The following is an 18,234-nucleotide window of genomic DNA, read 5'->3' as shown; positions in this document are numbered from 1 at the left end:
AGAGGTAATAATCATGCTCGATACCCTATTTCATCCTTTTGTACTTAACGACACGCTTACTTTAAAAAATCGTATTCTTATGGCGCCATTAACACGTTGTATGGCTGATGACAATTTAGTCCCAACCCAAGCAATGATCGATTATTATGCCCGTCGTGCAGATACTGGGCTTATTATTTCAGAAGCGATTTTAATTCGTGCTGATGGTCAGGGGTATCCACATACGCCAGGATTATTTACACCAGAACAAATTAACGGCTGGCGTAAAGTAACAGATGCTGTTCATAACAATGGTGGTAAGATCTTTGCACAATTGTGGCATACAGGTCGTGTAGCTCATCCATTCTTTTTTAATGGTGAGTATGTACTTGCTCCTTCTGCAATAGCACTTGAAGGGACGTTACCAAGAATGCGGGAGTTAACTTATACCGTTCCTAAGCCTGCAACTAAAACTGAAATTGAACAACTTATTGCCGATTTTAGTCAAGCAGCAGCAAATGCAATTGATGCGGGGTTTGACGGTGTAGAAATTCATGGCGCAAATGGTTATTTAATCGATCAATTTCTACATTTCAGCACCAATGAACGTGATGATGAGTTTGGTGAAACACCAGAGAATATGGCTCGCTTCCCACTTGCTGTTATTGATGCAATTAGCCAGCGCATTGGTCGAGATCGTACTGGTCTACGTTTATCACCCGGCGGTTACTTCAATCTTGAAGGTGATGCACGTGATCGTAAAGTGTTTGATTACTTGTTACCTGAAGTTGAAAAGCGTTGTTTAGCGTATTTGCATGTTGGTATTTTTGATGACAGCATGAATTTTGACTATCTTGATGGCAGCGTATCACAATATATGCGAGCTCATTATCAACGTACCTTAGTCGGTGTTGGCTGCTATAGCCCACAAACAGGCAGTGATGCAATCGAAGCGGGGAAATTTGATTTATTAGCGATTGGTCGTCCATTAATTGCCAATCCTGATTACGTTAATAAAATACAATCAGGTAAAGCACTTACTCCATATGACGACACCATGCTAGCTCAGCTAATTTAACACTACTTTTTACGCCTTAATCACGAGCTATTAAGGCGTTTGTGTTGCTACTATTCATAATTTAGTTTTAAATCACAAAAAATCATTGTTTGCATTTGTATCGATAGACAAAAACCCAGTTTAGCTCTTATGATAACAATAGATAAAATAATAAACATAGAAAATAATAATGAATATCAAACAGCACCAATCAAATTCGAAAATTTTATTAACGGGTTTATTTATCGTAGCAAGTGGCTATACGTCTTATGCAAATGCTGACACAATAGCGCCCTCAACGTTAAATAATTCCTTAAATTATAGTAGTACTAATCCGCTACTTTTAGAACAATATAAAGATAACTTTGTTTTACCTTTTTATTATACCCAATCTCCAAATCACAAAGAATATCAATCGATTATCCCTGAAGACGGCAAGCTAAGTAACTATAACGTCAACTTTCAGATCAGCTTAAAATACCGTTTATTGTCAGGTATTATAAATGATAATGACCAACTCTATTTTGCCTATACTCAACGTTCAAACTGGCAAGCCTACGCGTCATCTGCATTTTTTAGAGATACCGAATACGAACCTTCTGTTTTCTGGACGTTCCCCACTCAAACAACGTATACCAATGGCTTTCAGTATGCTGGTAGTACATTCGGTTTAGTTCATCAATCTAATGGCCGTGGTGGTGAACAAGAACGGAGTTGGAACCGTGCCTTTGTTGATATGACCTTCAAAAAAGATGCATTAACCTTTAGTGTTAAGCCTTGGGTAAGACTCAATTTTGGAGCTAAAGATTATAACAAGGACATCAATAACTACCTTGGTTATGGTCGTGTCAGTATGAATTGGAATATTGATGGCAAGAGTATGCTCACCTTTACAGTACGAAACGCACTAGAAAGTGGCTTCTCTCGCGGTTATGAAAAAATCACCTTGAACTTTCCCATTTATAAACGTTTACGTGGCTACTTAATATTTGAAAGTGGTTATGGTATTTCTATTTCAGACTATAATCATTATGATAATGCCGGTGGTATTGGTTTTTCATTTTAATTAAACAATTAAATTTATATTTATCTCTAGTCTTAAGTAGCATATAAACAATATGCATAAAAAACTAGAGATAATATGTTTTCCTCTTAATATATGATTCATCTCATTGATAAAAATATAAAAAAACAAAATTTCAATTATCATTTAATAATTATTTCTTTACTCATCGCATATTATATGTTTTTAATAGCATCACTATAAAAATATATTCATCTCACTTTAAAATATTATTATTAAAATGATTATTGATAGAATTAACTTGTGAATATTAATCAATCGACATACTTATCTGTACTTATTCAGATGTTATCATTAATGCCTCATCCTGCTGGTTTAAAATCGAAAGAGGGTGTTTTTGAATATGCCAATGAGGCTTATCGGCATCTCGTTAATGCACCACAAAATATAAAAGGATTAAAAGATAGTGACTTGCCCTGTGATACTGCTGCATTTTGCGATATTTATCTTGAACAAGATAAATTATCATTAACGCAAAATAAAACCATAATAACTATTGAAGTGCACAATTACGCACATGGCATTGATGCATATATATTTACCAAACAACCCATTGTTATTAATGGTATACCTTGGGGGATTCAATTCACCGCAAATAAAGTAACAGATTTAATAAATATGACTTCGTTTGTAGAAGTTCTAGCCGCAGATAAATTAAATTTATCTTTTAGTACAACCCGTCCTTTAGAACCCAAATTAACCCCCTCTCAAGAAATTGTCTTATTTTGGTTATTACGTGGACGACAAACAAAACAAATAGCACAACTTATTCATCGAACGCCCAAAGCAGTTGAAAAACAAATAGCAAATCTAGTCTCCCGATTTTCCTGTTATGGTATTTCAAGTCGAACAGGATTAATTGAATACGCACGTGGCAATGGCTGGTTATCATTAATACCAGCACAACTATTTAAAACATCAATATCTCTTATTATCAATCAAGATGAACAAAGTGATTAAGTTCACAAAAAACATAGTAACTTAAGCAAAGGATTGTTTAGTTACATTAATTTGCGTTTATAATCCTGCCAATTTTTTCGCTTCTTATCATTGGTCATTTATGCACATAAAAATCAGTTTAATAACAACATTACTTCTTATTTCTGGATGTGGATCTTTATCCACCATAACCCCAGTATCTCAAGTAAGTTTAATCATTAAAAATGGCCAGGTCATCACCATGAATGGTCAAAAACAGCTGATTGAAAATGGTGTTGTCATCATCAATAACGACACCATTGTCGCCGTGGGTGATCAAACATTATTATCTCAATATAATGCAACTCGTATCATTGACGCACAAAATGGGATTGTGATGCCAGGAATGGTCAATACTCATAACCATTTACCGATGATTGCTTTTAGAGGATTAGGCGAAGAAGGGATCGAAAACCGTTTATTTGCTTACTTCTTTCCTCTTGAAAGCGAAAAACTCAGCCGTGATTTAATTTATCAAGCCACTCGTCTTGGTGCAATTGATCTTGCACAAAGCGGTGTAACAACCTTTGCAGACATGTACTACCATGTTGATGAAATGGCCAAAGCAACCAAAGAGATTGGCCTACGTGCGGTTTTAGGTGAAACCGTTATTAAATTCCCAGTGGTTGATGCAAAACAACCGTATGGTGGTCTAGAGTACGCCCAAAAATTTATTACTGAATATCAGCATGATCCTTTAATTACCCCAGCTTTTGCGCCACATGCCGCTTATACCGTTTCAAAACAAAAACTACAGCAAATCAATACACTCTCTAAAAAATTAAACGTTCCCGTATTAATTCATGTGGGTGAATTTGGTAATGAAGCCGCACGTATTAATGACAATCCGAAACAACTGAGCCCTGTCGCTTGGCTTAAAGACATCGGAGTGCTTGATCAACGAATGGTATTAGCGCATGCGATCCATATTAACCAAGCAGATATTGATCTTATCAAACAATCAGGGGCGGGTATCGCCTATAACCCAATGGCTAACGCTAAAGGTGCGACAGGCATTGCACCTGCATGGGAAATGTATCAACAGCGCGTTCCAATGGGGTTAGGGACTGATGGCCCAATGAGTTCGAATCAAGTCGATTTATGGCGCACACTGAGTTATGCCGCCAATATGCAACGTTTAAAACATAATGACCGTACTATTATGATCCCAGAGCAAGTGATTGAACTCGCGACCATCGGTGGTGCTCGTGCACTGCATATGGACGATAAGATTGGTTCACTTGAAGTAGGTAAAAAAGCCGATGTTATTATTGTTGAAACTCAATCAGCTAACATGATGCCTAATTACAACCCTTATGCCACCTTGGTCTATCAAGCAAATCCAAGCAATGTTACAACGACAATCGTCAATGGCAATATTGTGATGGAACAGCGTCAAATGGTGCACGTTGATACAGCCGATGTAACTCGCCATATTCGTGCTATCGAAACGGATATTGCAGCATTTGCCAAAGAGCTAGCAAAGAAAGCCATTACATCACCAAGCCTCATGAAATAAGCCACATCCTCTCTACCCGTTTATCACAATACGGTGTCGTCAAATACAGTATGTAAGGAAGGTGATCCCTTACATACTCAACAATTTTAAATGCAACAATGAATCGACTTCGTTTTAAATGCGAATAACCGCACCAGAAATAGCTTAACTTTCGTTGTGCTTTTTACCTTTACGTAAATCAATACGGTATGATAGCTACCAATCAATGGTTAGCGGGTATTAAGACATGTATCATCAAACACTTAAAAAATATTTTGGCTTTGATTCTTTACGCCTCGGGCAAGAAGAAGTTATTACCCGTGTCCTCAATGGTTATTCTGCCGCGGCCATATTTCCGACAGGATCGGGGAAATCATTATGTTATCAATTACCCGCGATTGAATTACCCCATCTTACTTTGGTCATTTCACCACTCTTAGCATTAATGAAAGATCAGCTCGACTTTTTAGCCACCAAAGGCATTCCAGCGGCCTCAATAGATTCCAGCCAAACATGGCAGCAAACCCAACAAGTGATGCAGCAAATTCGTCAAGGTGAAATCAAAGTACTAATGATCTCAGTTGAACGTCTAAAAAATGAACGTTTTCGCCATTTTATTAGTCAAATCCCAATTTCATTATTAGTCGTCGATGAAGCACACTGTATTTCAGAATGGGGTCACAACTTCCGTCCCGATTATTTGAAACTGCCCCACTACCAACAAGCATTAAACATTCCACAAGTCCTACTGCTCACAGCAACCGCAACCCCTGCGGTAATTCAAGATATGCAGGACAAATTTGCCATTGATAAAGATAATATTATTGTGACTGGCTTTTACCGTAATAACCTTGATTTAACGGTATTAGCAGCTGACGAAGATGAAAAAATAGACACCCTTAAACACCAGCTTTCCCAGCGTAGTAATGAGCCATCTATTGTTTATGTCACCTTACAGCACACCGCAGAACAAGTGGCAGAAGCACTCACTCGCAGTCATTTTCCAGCCCAAGCCTACCATGCTGGAATGGATTCAGAGCATCGACAACATATCCAACAACAATTTATGAATGGTGACATCAATTGTATTGTTGCAACCATCGCTTTTGGTATGGGGATCGATAAATCCAATATTCGCCAAGTGATTCATTTTGACTTACCTAAATCTATTGAAAACTATAGCCAAGAGATTGGACGTGCAGGACGTGATGGCGAAATGTCACAATGTACCGTTATTGCGAATAAATCAGGGCTTAATGTCTTAGAAAACTTTGTCTTTGGTGACACACCCGATCACAGTGCTATTGCTTATATTTTACGTGAAATACAAGCACAAGATCAGCAATGGGAGATCATGAGTAGCCGCTTATCTAAAGACAGTAATATTCGTTTATTGCCGCTTAAAACATTATTAGTTTATCTTGAAATTCGTCATATTATTGAACCAATGTTTACCTATTTTGCTGATTATCGTTACAAAATGAACATCTCTCAGCAGGATATAGCCCAACGTTTCCAAGGTGAACGCCGACAGTTTATTGAAACAATTTTTGCTTGCTCACCCAAAGCGCGGGTTTGGCATACTTTAGATATGGATGCATTATGGCAAGGCTACCAAGTCGATAGAAAACGGGTTGTCGCAGCTATTGATTATTTGAACGAACAAGGTTGGATCACCCTTGAAAGTAAACAAATGACCGATGTTTACCGTATTAATCAACACCATTTTGATATTGATGTAGAAACAGAAGCGCTCTATCAATTATTTCAACAAAAAGAACACAGTGAAATTAATCGTATCGGAAATATGATTGCTTTTTTTGAAAGTGAAAGTTGTCTAAGCCATAAATTAGCCAGCTATTTTGCTGATCATCATGCACCTAAACAATGCGGCCATTGCTCTGTTTGCCGTGGTAAAATAATCACCTTACCAGCATTACCAATGCTACCTGAGATTACTGATCAACAAATAACGATGTGGGCTGATAGTTTTATTCAACGTAATAGTAGCGCCCCATCAATGGCTGCAATCACTCGTTTTCTGCACGGTATGAGTACACCGCTAAATAGCAAACTCAAAGCAAAACAAATTGAGGGATTTGGCGTGTTAGAAGCCTATCCTTTTCAACAAACTTTCGACCATATTTGCCGCCTATACCACAGTAAAGGTTGAATAAACGTTCATCAATTACCGTAACTTGACGCTTTAATAGCTAAAAACTGACTTTTCATATTAATCAATGGCGATCTGACTCACATCGCTTTAAAATGCAAAGACTAACAAATAGGAAGTAAAGTTATGACAACAGAAAAAGAACAATACCAACCTTGCGATGCTTGTGGTGTTTCAGCTGAAATGGGCTTTATGATCAAAGAACATGATGATGTTGCCGATGTACATGTTTTTGCAAAGGGTAAAACAGCATTAGAATTAGAACTTGCGAACTACCTTACGCTAGCAAAACAAGTTAATGTTAACTTTAAAGTTGAAACAACGCCAGTTGATGAAGCAAGTACAGAATTAACAGCACGCATCCAGTTTGAATGTAGTGCTGAAAAATTAATTTTTGAACTAAAAAGCCGCTCTCTAGCGAAGTAAGTTATCAAAGTCGGCATTATTTGCCATTTTAATAACGAATAAAGCCAGTAAACAGTTATATTTTGTATATTCATACAACATACAATCTGATGCTGGCTTTATTATTTATGTCCTAATGGTGTTACATATACCGCAGGAAGCTGACGTACCACCCATTTTAAAGAGCCATTTAACTCAATCTCTTGTGCTGAACGACATTCCAACACAAGATTATCCATGGTAATAATAGCCCCCAGCGAATACCCTTTTCCAGCATATAAACACTGACGTTGTGGTAATGTATTTAACTGAAGTTCAGTGACAGGTTGAATCGCAGGTATATTATCCGTGCTGTATTGCTTTGCGTAACTGATAGTAACAAAACTAATACTACCTATTATAACTATCCATCCCCGCTTTAAAAAATGCATATTCTATCCTTATTGCTTTAATCTATAGTAAATCAATACAATTGAATCATTTAAAAGATAATTATCATACTTTCCATAAATTAAAGTTAAAAAAAAGCCCAGAATAATCTGGGCTTAAAGAATAGTCACGCAATTAAGATTCAGAAATAGGTAGCCTTTGTTTTACATAATCACCCGGTGCAACAGATAACGATGCATAGGTTTCACTTCCAATTTCATACGGTTGCACTTGTTCTGCAGGGCTAAACTCAGTTAACCATACATTCCAATGTGTCCACCAAGAACCATCCTGACGTTTAGCTCCTGCAAACCAAGCCTCAGCATTTTCTTCTTTACTATCGTTAACCCAGAAACCATATTTGTTCTTTTGCGGATGGTTTACAATCCCCGCGATATGGCCTGATTCACCAAGAACAAATGTTGATTTACCGCCTAACTGCTTAGCACCACGGTAAGTACCTTGCCATAAAGCAATATGATCTTCTTGCGTCGAAATAAAGTATGTAGGTACTTTAATCTTGCTCAAATCAATATAGATACCGCCGACTTTATAGCCTTTCTTTTCAACTAATTTGTTTTCTAAATAGAATTGACGTAACAACGTACTATGACATTTAGACGCCACGTTAGTACTATCACCATTCCAATAAAGCAAATCAAAATCAAGCGGGCTATTGCCTTTCAAATAATTATTAATGTAATAGTTCCAGTACAAACTATTTTCACGTAATAAGCTGAAAGTCACACTAAGCGAACGTCCATCCATGTACCCATTAGCATCATTTTGAGCTTCAATTGCCGTAATAATTGGATCATTGATATAAGCACCAATTTCACCTGGCTGAGAGAAGTCTAATAATGTGGTAAAGAATGTCGCTGATTTAATACGATTACGAAGACGTTTAGCTGCACAATACGCTAATGTTGTCGCTAATAATGTGCCGCCGATGCAATAACCAACTGCATTAATCTGCTTTTGACCAGTAATATCTTCAATTGCATCAATAGCTTTTACTACACCGTCTAAAACATAATGATCAAAATCAACATCTTTCGATGATTCATCTGGATTACGCCAAGACATCATAAATACTGTATGTCCTTGTTCAACGAGCCAACGGACCATTGAATTATGCTCACGCAAATCAAGAATGTAATATTTATTAATAAAAGGTGGCACAACTAAAAGCGGTGTTTTATTAACCGTTTCAGTCAGAGGTTTATATTGAATAAGCTCAAATAACTCATTTTTAAAAACTACACTACCTTCAGTACAAGCGATATTAACACCTAATTCAAACGCACTATCGTTGGTCATTCGAATTTTTAATACATCAGCACTGCTTTTCATGTCTTCTTGAAACAATTCCATCCCTTTAATTAAATTTTCACCATTCGTTTCAACAGTTAATTTAGCTAATTCTGGGTTGGTTATTACAAAATTTGTTGGGGATAACGCATTGATAGCTTGACGAGAAAAGAAGCCTAAACGCTCTTTTGCTTTATCATCAACACCTTCAATTGAATCAATTGTTTCACGCATTGTGTCACTGAATAACAAATATGATTGCTTAATATAATTATAAAAAGCTTCATTTTCCCATGCAGGATCACTAAAACGTTTATCCTCTTTGGCTGGCTTAATAATGGCATTTTCTGCTGTTGTATTACCAGCGGCAACATTCTGCCAAATCTTAAGTTGATTTTCCCACCAATCCATATGGACTTTAGCTAAAGCACCAGGCTGAGCCGCAGCTTTCTCTAAAAATTGGGTGGTATCTTCCAAGCTCATTTCATTAAGCGCTTTAGTTACCGGGGTATTCATGGCTGCCTTGCCGGAGTCTAGCTCCTTCAACCATAACTGGTTCATATCTTGGAGCCTGGCAAAGTAGTCCGAAAAGAAGTGATTGTTCATAACAAAAACCTTGTACTTGGACTAAGTAATCAGCCATATAATCGTATTATATAGCTGATTAACATAAGCATCAGATAACTACACAACAGTGTAGTTTATCGTGATTTAAACAGCAGGCGTTGCTTGTTTAACATTCTCAGCAACAAACTCTTCAACTTCAGCTTTGAAGCTTTGTGCTACTGAAGAAAATTTATTGCTATCATTGATAAGCTGTTGAGAAAGCGTAGTCAATGTTTCAAGTTGCAGACCATTAAACTCAGTTAAAGATTGAATATCTTTTACTTCGCTAACCGCTTGAAGTTGCTTTAAACCAAGATCACTATAAGCACGTACAGCTGATAATTGAAGCTCAGTTAGTTGCTCAACATTTTTAGCAAATACTTTGTTGAATTTTGCGTATGGTGCTAGTGTTTTTTCTGTTTGCTCAGAAAAAGATTTAAACATTTCCGTATACATAAAACATTCCTCATTGATAGTAATAAAAGTGTGACCATATAAGTAGTATCACACTGATTGTATTAGTTTATTTTCTTACACACGTTTTAAAATAACTGCAGTACCCATACCGCCACCTACGCATAATGTTGCCATACCATATTTATTATTACGACGGCACATTTCATGTAGTAAGCTGACGAGAATACGACTACCAGATGCACCTAAAGGGTGACCTAGTGCAATTGCACCACCATTTACGTTCGCACGCTCAACTAAATCTTCCACTTTAGTACCCGTTTCTTTGGCTACTTCGTGGAATACACCTAATGCTTGACCAGCAAAGGCTTCATTAAATTCGAGAAGATCAATATCTTCAATTACAAGATTTGCTTTTTCTAATGCTTTAAGTACCGCAGGAACAGGGCCTAGCCCCATAAGCTCAGGCGCGACACCTGCTTGAGCATAACTTACAACTTCGGCTAATGGTGTCAGATTGTATTTAGCAACCGCGGCTTCAGATGCGACAATAATTGCACTTGCGCCATCATTAATACCAGAAGCATTACCCGCAGTAACAGAACCGTCACGGTTAAAAGCAGGACGTAACTTAGCAAAATCTTCAATCGAAGCATTTGCTTTTGGGTATTCATCGGTGTCAACCACAACGGTTTCACGACGACTAACCACTTCTACAGGGCAAATTTCAGCAACAAAGCGTCCTTCTTCAATTGCGGCCACTGCTTTTTGCTGGCTGGCAAGTGCAAAGTTATCTTGCTGCTCACGGGTTAAACCTACTTTTGCGACTACATTTTCAGCAGTTACACCCATGTGGTAGTTATTGAAAACATCGGTTAGGCCGTCAGCAACTAAAAGATCAGTTAACTCAAGGTTACCCATTTTCTGACCATCACGGATCTTTGATGATACACAGAATGGAATTTGTGACATATTTTCAGCACCAGCAGCAACCACAAGATCTGCATCACCCGCTTTAATATGTGCAGCTGCATCCATTAATGCTTTCATTCCACTGCCACAAACCATATTAAGAGAATAAGCAGGAACTTCATTTGGCAAACCAGCATAAATAGCCGCTTGACGTCCAGGACCCATACCTTGGCCAGCCCCAACAACATTCCCTAAAATAACTTCATCAATCGCATCAACAGGTACGTTGATTTGCGCTAATGCACCTTTAATTGCAACCGCACCGAGTTGTGCTGCAGAAACTGATTTTAACGCACCATTAAAACTACCGATTGGGGTACGTTTTGCGGCAACAATGTATACCTTAGCCATATTTTGCATCCTTTCTATAATATGATTTATTATTTTGTCTTTGTTACAACATCCACAATTAGTGCATGTATAAACCGCCATTTATTGACAATGTTTCGCCAGTAATATAGGCCGCAGCATCACTTGCTAAAAAGACAACCGCTGCCGCAATTTCTTGAGGTTGCGCTAAGCGTTTCATTGGGATTTCTGCTTTGATTGATTCAAGTACTTCAGGTTTAATCGCTTCAACCATTGCCGTACCTGTGTAACCAGGGGCAATTGCATTTACCGTCACACCAGCACGAGCACCTTCAGCAGCTAAGGCTTTAGTAAAACCAATCATGCCAGCTTTTGCAGCTGAGTAATTCGTTTGACCAAATTGTCCCTTCAAGCCATTAACGGAGGTAATATTAATAATACGAGCGTTACCATGTTGGCACATAGACTCAAACAAAGGTTGAGTAACATTGAATAAGCTATTGAGATTCGTATTAATCACATCATTCCATTGCTCAGCGGTCATACGCTTAAACATGGTATCTTTAGTAATACCAGCATTATTGACCAACACATCAAGATGGCCTTCTTGCTCTAATAATGCGGTTAATGATTCTTTACAAAATGCCGTGTCAGTCACATCTAATGGCAGCAACTTCACTGATTCATTGGAGTAGTTATTCTCCTTAAACCACTCTTTAGCTGATTGCTCGCTCTTTGGATGATAGGCGGCAATAACACGAAAGCCTGCGTCAACTAAAGCCTGAGTAATTGAAGATCCGATACCACCTTTAGCACCTGTCACTAATGCTACTTTTTTCATTTCCAAGGCTCCTTCCTTTGATCTTATCTGTATTTGTTTAAATAAATTTTCAAGCTGGTTTGTCATTATTTATAGTTACATTTAGTTATCATTTTTCTGATAACAACTTCAACATAACTCTTATTAATTACAAACATATTGCATATGACAAATATAACAACACAGATGCATATCTATGGCAAGCAAAGGAGTTAACATTTTTAAAACCACTCACCGTGATTATTAACAACCAAATCACTAACAAACAATACGAATATATATTTTAACATTTTAAATTATTTGACAATTTACTCAAAAATAAAAAAGTCATACCTGTCAATATCTTATAATTACATAAAAATGACACCACATTCAATTGTTAACACTATGTTGCCGCAAATCTCATGGCATGATGTTTCAAAATAAAAACGACTAGGCAAAATTATTAAAACGATAACGATTGCTATACTTTTACTTTCTCTGAAAATGTTACAAAAATGGCACAAAATCATAAATCACAATTCATGAATTACATCTATAAATATCGTCGATATGAAATTAAACATAATAATTACTCTATCAAGCACATAATTTTCACGCTCACCATTCATCAATAAGATAATTAAATGTGAACTTAATCAAATATTAGTAGTCCGAAAAACAATTGTTTCAGCTTCAGTCTTTTGAATACCAAAGGAAATATTTGTATGTTAGCAAGCACATTTAAGCGCCTAAGTGATTACCTTCAAAGTCAGGTTATCGGTCAACCTAATTTAGTCAAACAGCTTTTAATTGCATTATTGGCCGATGGTCATATTCTTGTTGAAGGTCCTCCAGGATTAGCAAAAACACGGGCAGTAAAAGTACTGGCTGATTGTATCGAAGGCGATTTTCACCGCATCCAATTCACACCAGACTTATTACCTTCAGATTTAACAGGTACTGATATTTTCCGTCCAGAAACGGCTGAATTCACTTTTCAACCAGGACCTATTTTTAATTCATTAGTGCTTGCTGATGAAATTAACCGTGCCCCCGCAAAAGTGCAGGCGGCAATGTTAGAAGCGATGGCTGAAAAACAAATTACCACAGGGCGTAAAACATACCCGTTACCTGAACTATTTTTAGTGATGGCGACACAAAACCCAATCGAACAAGAAGGAACTTATCCACTACCAGAAGCACAGTTAGATCGCTTTCTATTACAATTGAATGTTGATTACCCTAATGCAGAAAGTGAACTCGAAATTCTGCGCCTTAATCGTGGTGAAGCACTTGGCATAGAAAAAGCAGAACCCGTTCGTCTTAGCCAAAGTGATATTTTTGCCGCACGAAAAGAAATCTTAAACATTCATATGGCTGATGACGTCGAGCATTACATTATTCGTTTAGTGATGGCGACACGCGAACCACATCGCTTTAGTGAACAACTACAATCATGGTTGCAAATGGGAGTGAGTCCTCGTGCGACATTAGCGCTTGACCGTTGTGCTCGTGCACATGCTTGGTTAAATGGCCGTGATTTTGTAACACCAGAAGATGTTCAAACAATGGCTTATCCTGTATTACGTCATCGTTTATTATTAAGCTATGAAGCACAAGCCGAAGGTATTGCAGCAGATCGTGTTGTTGAAACACTTATTTCGCAGGTTGCTAGCTTATGAAAACTACACACATCAACGTAGCGCTGCCACCTCATAGCGATGGCGTCAATGTGTGTCTAGCAGAGCTACTGCCATATAAAAATCAAGCGGTAAGATGGCTGGCACCCGCTAAAAGCATTTGGTCTCAGCTCAATGGTCACCATCAAAGCCGTCATAAAGGACGTGGAATGAACTTCTCTGAAGTGCGTCCTTATCAGGCAGGTGATGATATTCGATCTATTGACTGGCGAGTGACTGCGCGTACAGGAAAAACACATACCAAATTATTTACCGAAGAACGTGAACAACCGATCATGCTCTTTATTGATCTCAGTAGTAGCATGCAATTTGGCTCACAATTAATGCTAAAATCGGTACAGGCTGCGCATTTTGCCAGTTTATTAAGCTGGTTAGCTATTGATGAACAAGATCGTATCGGTGCTGTTATTTATAATGGAATTAACACCATCGAGTGTAAACCTACCGCCCGTCAGCGGGGACCATTACAGATCATCAATGCATTAATTTCAGCTCAACATGACGCACTACAAGCAATCAATACCAGCCGTCACGATGGTTTTTCAATCTCATTAAAACGGTTACATTATCTCTGCCCCAAAGGCAGCGAAATTGTTATTATCAGTGATTTTCACACCTTAAAAGCCACAGATAAACGTCGTTTAAGCCAACTTCGACAACATAATCGTATTCAATTTGTCCAAATTTATGATCCTCTCGAACAAGGACAAACACAATTCCGTGGCTATGAGCACGTAACCGATAATAAACAATCAGCATGGCTGGATTTCTCAGCAAAAAAAACACGTGATTCACTCAGTCAACAATATCAAACCCATCAGAATTTTATTCATGAAATGGCAACATCCCTTGCCATTCCATTACATAGTCTCTCGGCTGCACAACCCTTATTACAACAGCTTGGCGCTCATTCTCAAGGAATAAGGTAATGACAACACTGACAGCACCAGCATTACCATTGGCAGATATTCATCTTCACACAGTACCAAGCTATTGGCCACTCGCGTGGGGATGGTGGGCGGTGATTACTGTGAGCCTGATTGTAATCATTACTGTGGGTTACCAACTTCACCTCCGTAATCAACATCTTGTGGCGAAAAAAGAAGCCATCGCAATATTAAAAAGTTATCACTTTGAGGGCGGATTAACAGCTATTAATGTCTTATTAAAACAAGCAGCATTAAGCTATTTCCCCCGTTCCATTATTGCCCCTTTAACAGGTACGCAATGGTTACTATTTCTTGATCAACAGTTACCGCTTAAATACCGTGGTTTTATTGATCAACAATCATCGTGGCAACAAGGGCTTTTCTCCTCGATACCATTAACAGAACCGCAATTTAATGATTGTCAGCAACAGGCATTATTATGGCTACAATATGCCCTGCCAGCTAAAACCATAAGTCATGATAATCATGAGTGTGTGATCACCAAGGAGTCATCCAATGTTTGAATTTGTGTGGCTATGGGCGTGGGCCTTATTGCCATTAGCATGGCTAGTTTATCGATTCAGTAAACCCGTTGCACAACCTGCGGCAATCCATTTACCTCAGTTACCGCAAGGCGTTGGTCAAAAAAAGCCCAGTTCTATTATTCGAAAAGTATTAATGTCTTTAGTTTGGGTAAGCCTTGTGTGTGCGATAGCACGACCAGTGTGGTATGGCGATCCAATAGAAATAAAACCAGAGCACCGTGACATGTTATTAGCGGTCGATCTCTCAGGATCAATGGCGATCCCTGACATGGTAACCAAAAATGGTAAAAGTATTAACCGCTTAACGGCTGTGAAACATGTACTGTCTGATTTTATTGCTAAACGCAAAGGCGATCGTCTTGGGTTAGTGATTTTTGCTGATCATGGCTACTTACAAACGCCATTAACGTTTGATCGCAAAACCGTTGAACAACAACTCAACCGTACTGTCCTTGGCTTAATTGGTCAAAGTACTGCAATTGGTGAAGGACTTGGGGTAGCAACAAAAACCTTTATCGACAGTAAAGCACCACAGCGGGTGATTATTTTACTCAGTGATGGTGGTAATACATCCGGCGTTATCGGTCCAATTGAAGCGGCAAAACTGGCCCAAGAAAGCCACGTTAAAATTTATACCGTCGGTGTTGGCGCTGATAAAATGATTCAAAAAGGCTTTTTCGGTGATCGGGTTGTTAATCCATCATCTGATCTAGATGAAAAAACATTAAGCAAGATCGCCGCGATGACGGGTGGTGAGTATTTCCGTGCACGAAATCCACAGCAGCTGGAAAAAATTTACAACGTGATCAATAAACTTCAACCCGTTAATAATGCTCAACAAACGTGGCGACCACGTGATGAGCTATTCCGTTATCCATTAGCGTTAGCATTGCTTTTATCCGTTATCATCGCTTTCATGAGGAAACGTCATGGCTGATTTTACCTTTATGCACCCATTATGGTTTGCTGCATTAATTCCCTTGATCATTGTTCTGCCATGGTTAAAAGGCAAAGCACAGCATTCAGGCTTAATTGCTCCCCACCTTGCGCAAAAACTGGGTCTAACTCAACAACAGCCCAAAACATGGCCGATGGCTTTATTAGCATTAGGCTGGCTTATTGCTGTTGTTGCTATGGCAGGACCTAGTTGGCAAAAAGTCAAACTTCCCGCTTATAGCCTTAGTGGCGCGCGAGTGCTAGTGATGAATATGTCACAATCAATGTACGCCACCGACATTAAACCTAACCGCTTAACCCAAGAAAGATTTAAAGCTTTAGATATGTTACCGAGCTGGAAAGAAGGCAGTACAGGTCTTGTTGTTTTCTCTGGCGATGGCTATGAAGTCAGCCCTCTCACCACCGACAGCAGTACATTACGTAATTTAATTCCAAGCTTATCACCCGATGTTATGCCCATTGCGGGTAATAATGCAGCGGCCGGTATTGCTGAAGCGATAAGATTACTTAAACAAGCAGGTCACAATACTGGTGACATCATTTTAATGACCGATGGAATGACTAAGACTGTCGCAAAGCAAGCATTGACCGATCTCAAAGGGACTCACTATCGCGTTTCTATTCTGGCGATGGGAACCGTTGAGGGCGCTCCGATTCAACTTCCTGATGGCAGTTTATTATCAGAAAATGGCATACCAGTAATCAGTAAAATTAATATCAATACACTGATGTCAATTACTGACAGCACAGGTGGCATATTACAAATGGCACAAACAACTGATAATGATGTTAATGCTATTGCTAACTTCACAGCAAAGCCTTTAGATAATGGCAAAAAAGGCCATGAAAAAGAGCTGCAAGAACGTCTAAATGGCGGTTTCTGGTTAATTATTCCATTACTCTTATTGGCTCTACTGGGATTTCGTCGCGGCATTGTTTTAGCAGCAATGTTTGTTTTGTTACCCATCGATCACGCTCAAGCAAGCCCATGGACAAACACTAACCGCCAAGCATATGAAACATTTACTGATGGTAATTATAAACAGGCAGCACAAGATTTCACGTCGCCACAGTGGAAAGGTATTGCTGAATATAAAGCCCAGCAGTATGAACAAGCGATAGAGACATTAAAGCCACTACAAGATCCAATATCGCAATATAATCTCGGTAATGCTTATGCTCAGAAAGGAGATTATAAACAAGCGGCTGCAACTTATGAAAAGCTGTTAAAACAACACCCCGAATTTACCGATGCTAAAAAGAATTTCACCATTGTTGAACAAGCTAAAAAGCAAAAACAGGAAAAGAAGGAACAATCAAAGAAAGAAGGTCAGCAAGGTAACAAAAACCAGCAGCAAAAAGGTCAGCAAGGTAACAAAGACCAACAGCAAAAAGGTCAGCAAGGTAACAAAAACCAACAACAACAAGGTCAGCAAGGCAACAAAGACCAGCAGCAACAAGGTCAGCAAGGTAACAAAGACCAGCAGCAACAAGGTCAGCAAGGTAACAAAGACCAGCAGCAACAAGGTCAGCAAGGCAACAAAGACCAACAGCAACAAGGCCAGCAAGGCAACAAAGACCAACAGCAACAAGGTCAGCAAGGCAACAAAGACCAGCAGCAAAAAGGTCAGCAAGGTAACAAAGACCAGCAACAACAAGGACAGCAAGGAAACAAAGACCAGCAACAACAAGGTCAGCAAGGTAACAAAGACCAGCAACAACAAGGTCAGCAAGGTAACGAAAACCAGCAAGGTAACGAAAACCAGCAACCGTCAATGAGTGAAGCGGACAAGAAACAACAAGCTGAACAAAATGCTAAACAAGCATTAAGCCGACAAGCTCAACAGCAAGATAAGCAACAAGATAAAAACGGTAAAGACCAACAACCATCAGCAGTAACGATGCAGCAAGGCAAACCAAACGGTAAGCAGCAACAAGTGCTTTCAGTCAGTAACCCTATATTGAAAAAACTTGAGCAAGTACCTGATGATACCGCTGGGCTAATTCGAGCCCAATTAATGTTGCAAGCACAGCAAAGAGCCAAGCAACAACAAAGTAATAAATCATGGTAATAGAGAAGATGAAA

The 18,234-nt window shown here is 38.7% G+C and carries 16 protein-coding genes; 11 read left to right on the top strand and 5 right to left on the bottom strand.

The window, feature by feature from the left end; genetic code table 11:
• Positions 1–13 precede the first annotated feature (13 nt).
• The 6 genes from CIK00_RS05425 to CIK00_RS05400 all read left to right on the top strand — a co-directional run bounded on the left by CIK00_RS05425 (position 14) and on the right by CIK00_RS05400 (position 7,195).
• Complete coding sequence (locus tag CIK00_RS05425) at positions 14–1,057, top strand: alkene reductase (RefSeq protein WP_101767903.1); 1,044 nt, start codon at positions 14–16, stop codon at positions 1,055–1,057.
• 169 nt (positions 1,058–1,226) lie between these two features.
• Positions 1,227–2,102: a phospholipase A gene (locus CIK00_RS05420; RefSeq protein WP_101767902.1), complete on the top strand. Its 876-nt coding sequence runs from the start codon at positions 1,227–1,229 to the stop codon at positions 2,100–2,102.
• A gap of 261 nt (positions 2,103–2,363) precedes the next feature.
• Positions 2,364–3,080, top strand: a complete 717-nt coding sequence (locus CIK00_RS05415) for a PAS and helix-turn-helix domain-containing protein (RefSeq protein ID WP_227990347.1) — start codon at positions 2,364–2,366, stop codon at positions 3,078–3,080.
• 100 nt (positions 3,081–3,180) lie between these two features.
• On the top strand, positions 3,181–4,617 hold the full coding sequence (locus CIK00_RS05410) for an amidohydrolase (RefSeq protein WP_101767901.1): 1,437 nt from the start codon (positions 3,181–3,183) through the stop codon (positions 4,615–4,617).
• 226 nt (positions 4,618–4,843) lie between these two features.
• Entirely contained in the window at positions 4,844–6,769 is a 1,926-nt protein-coding gene (locus CIK00_RS05405; RefSeq protein ID WP_101767900.1) for a RecQ family ATP-dependent DNA helicase, read from the top strand.
• A gap of 126 nt (positions 6,770–6,895) precedes the next feature.
• A complete protein-coding gene (locus CIK00_RS05400) occupies positions 6,896–7,195 on the top strand; it encodes a DUF406 family protein (RefSeq protein WP_101767899.1) in 300 nt (99 codons plus the stop codon).
• Between the two features lie 101 nt (positions 7,196–7,296).
• Here CIK00_RS05400 and CIK00_RS05395 read toward each other — a convergent pair whose 3' ends face one another.
• From CIK00_RS05395 to CIK00_RS05375, 5 genes are all read right to left on the bottom strand, one after another.
• Positions 7,297–7,605 (bottom strand): DUF1496 domain-containing protein, encoded by a 309-nt coding sequence (locus CIK00_RS05395; protein ID WP_101767898.1) that lies wholly within the window; start codon positions 7,603–7,605, stop codon positions 7,297–7,299.
• Positions 7,606–7,738: 133 nt separating this feature from the next.
• Positions 7,739–9,520 (bottom strand): class I poly(R)-hydroxyalkanoic acid synthase, encoded by a 1,782-nt coding sequence (gene phaC / locus CIK00_RS05390; protein WP_101767897.1) that lies wholly within the window; start codon positions 9,518–9,520, stop codon positions 7,739–7,741.
• 105 nt (positions 9,521–9,625) lie between these two features.
• A complete protein-coding gene (locus tag CIK00_RS05385) occupies positions 9,626–9,976 on the bottom strand; it encodes a phasin family protein (protein ID WP_101767896.1) in 351 nt (116 codons plus the stop codon).
• A 75-nt stretch (positions 9,977–10,051) separates the two neighbouring features.
• The gene (locus tag CIK00_RS05380; RefSeq protein WP_101767895.1) at positions 10,052–11,257 is read right to left on the bottom strand and encodes an acetyl-CoA C-acetyltransferase; all 1,206 of its coding nucleotides are present in this window, start codon (positions 11,255–11,257) and stop codon (positions 10,052–10,054) included.
• A gap of 58 nt (positions 11,258–11,315) precedes the next feature.
• The gene (locus CIK00_RS05375) at positions 11,316–12,056 is read right to left on the bottom strand and encodes an SDR family oxidoreductase (RefSeq protein ID WP_101767894.1); all 741 of its coding nucleotides are present in this window, start codon (positions 12,054–12,056) and stop codon (positions 11,316–11,318) included.
• Between the two features lie 686 nt (positions 12,057–12,742).
• Between CIK00_RS05375 and CIK00_RS05370 the strand changes: the two genes are divergently transcribed.
• From CIK00_RS05370 to CIK00_RS05350, 5 genes are read left to right on the top strand one after another with little or no spacing between them, the layout of a single operon-like run.
• Positions 12,743–13,699 (top strand): AAA family ATPase, encoded by a 957-nt coding sequence (locus CIK00_RS05370; protein ID WP_101767893.1) that lies wholly within the window; start codon positions 12,743–12,745, stop codon positions 13,697–13,699.
• Entirely contained in the window at positions 13,696–14,646 is a 951-nt protein-coding gene (locus CIK00_RS05365; RefSeq protein WP_101767892.1) for a DUF58 domain-containing protein, read from the top strand. Before CIK00_RS05370 ends, CIK00_RS05365 begins: the two co-directional genes overlap by 4 nt.
• A complete protein-coding gene (locus tag CIK00_RS05360; protein WP_101767891.1) occupies positions 14,646–15,170 on the top strand; it encodes a DUF4381 domain-containing protein in 525 nt (174 codons plus the stop codon). Before CIK00_RS05365 ends, CIK00_RS05360 begins: the two co-directional genes overlap by 1 nt.
• Positions 15,163–16,128, top strand: a complete 966-nt coding sequence (locus CIK00_RS05355) for a vWA domain-containing protein (protein ID WP_101767890.1) — start codon at positions 15,163–15,165, stop codon at positions 16,126–16,128. The genes CIK00_RS05360 and CIK00_RS05355 overlap by 8 nt, the downstream gene beginning before the upstream one ends.
• Positions 16,121–18,220: a VWA domain-containing protein gene (locus tag CIK00_RS05350; protein WP_101767889.1), complete on the top strand. Its 2,100-nt coding sequence runs from the start codon at positions 16,121–16,123 to the stop codon at positions 18,218–18,220. The genes CIK00_RS05355 and CIK00_RS05350 overlap by 8 nt, the downstream gene beginning before the upstream one ends.
• The last annotated feature ends 14 nt before the right edge of the window (positions 18,221–18,234 follow it).

Origin of the sequence: Photobacterium carnosum, assembly GCF_002849605.1 — a bacterium.
GTDB classification, from domain to species: domain Bacteria; phylum Pseudomonadota; class Gammaproteobacteria; order Enterobacterales; family Vibrionaceae; genus Photobacterium; species Photobacterium carnosum.
This window is presented reverse-complemented; position numbering and strand designations above follow the sequence as displayed.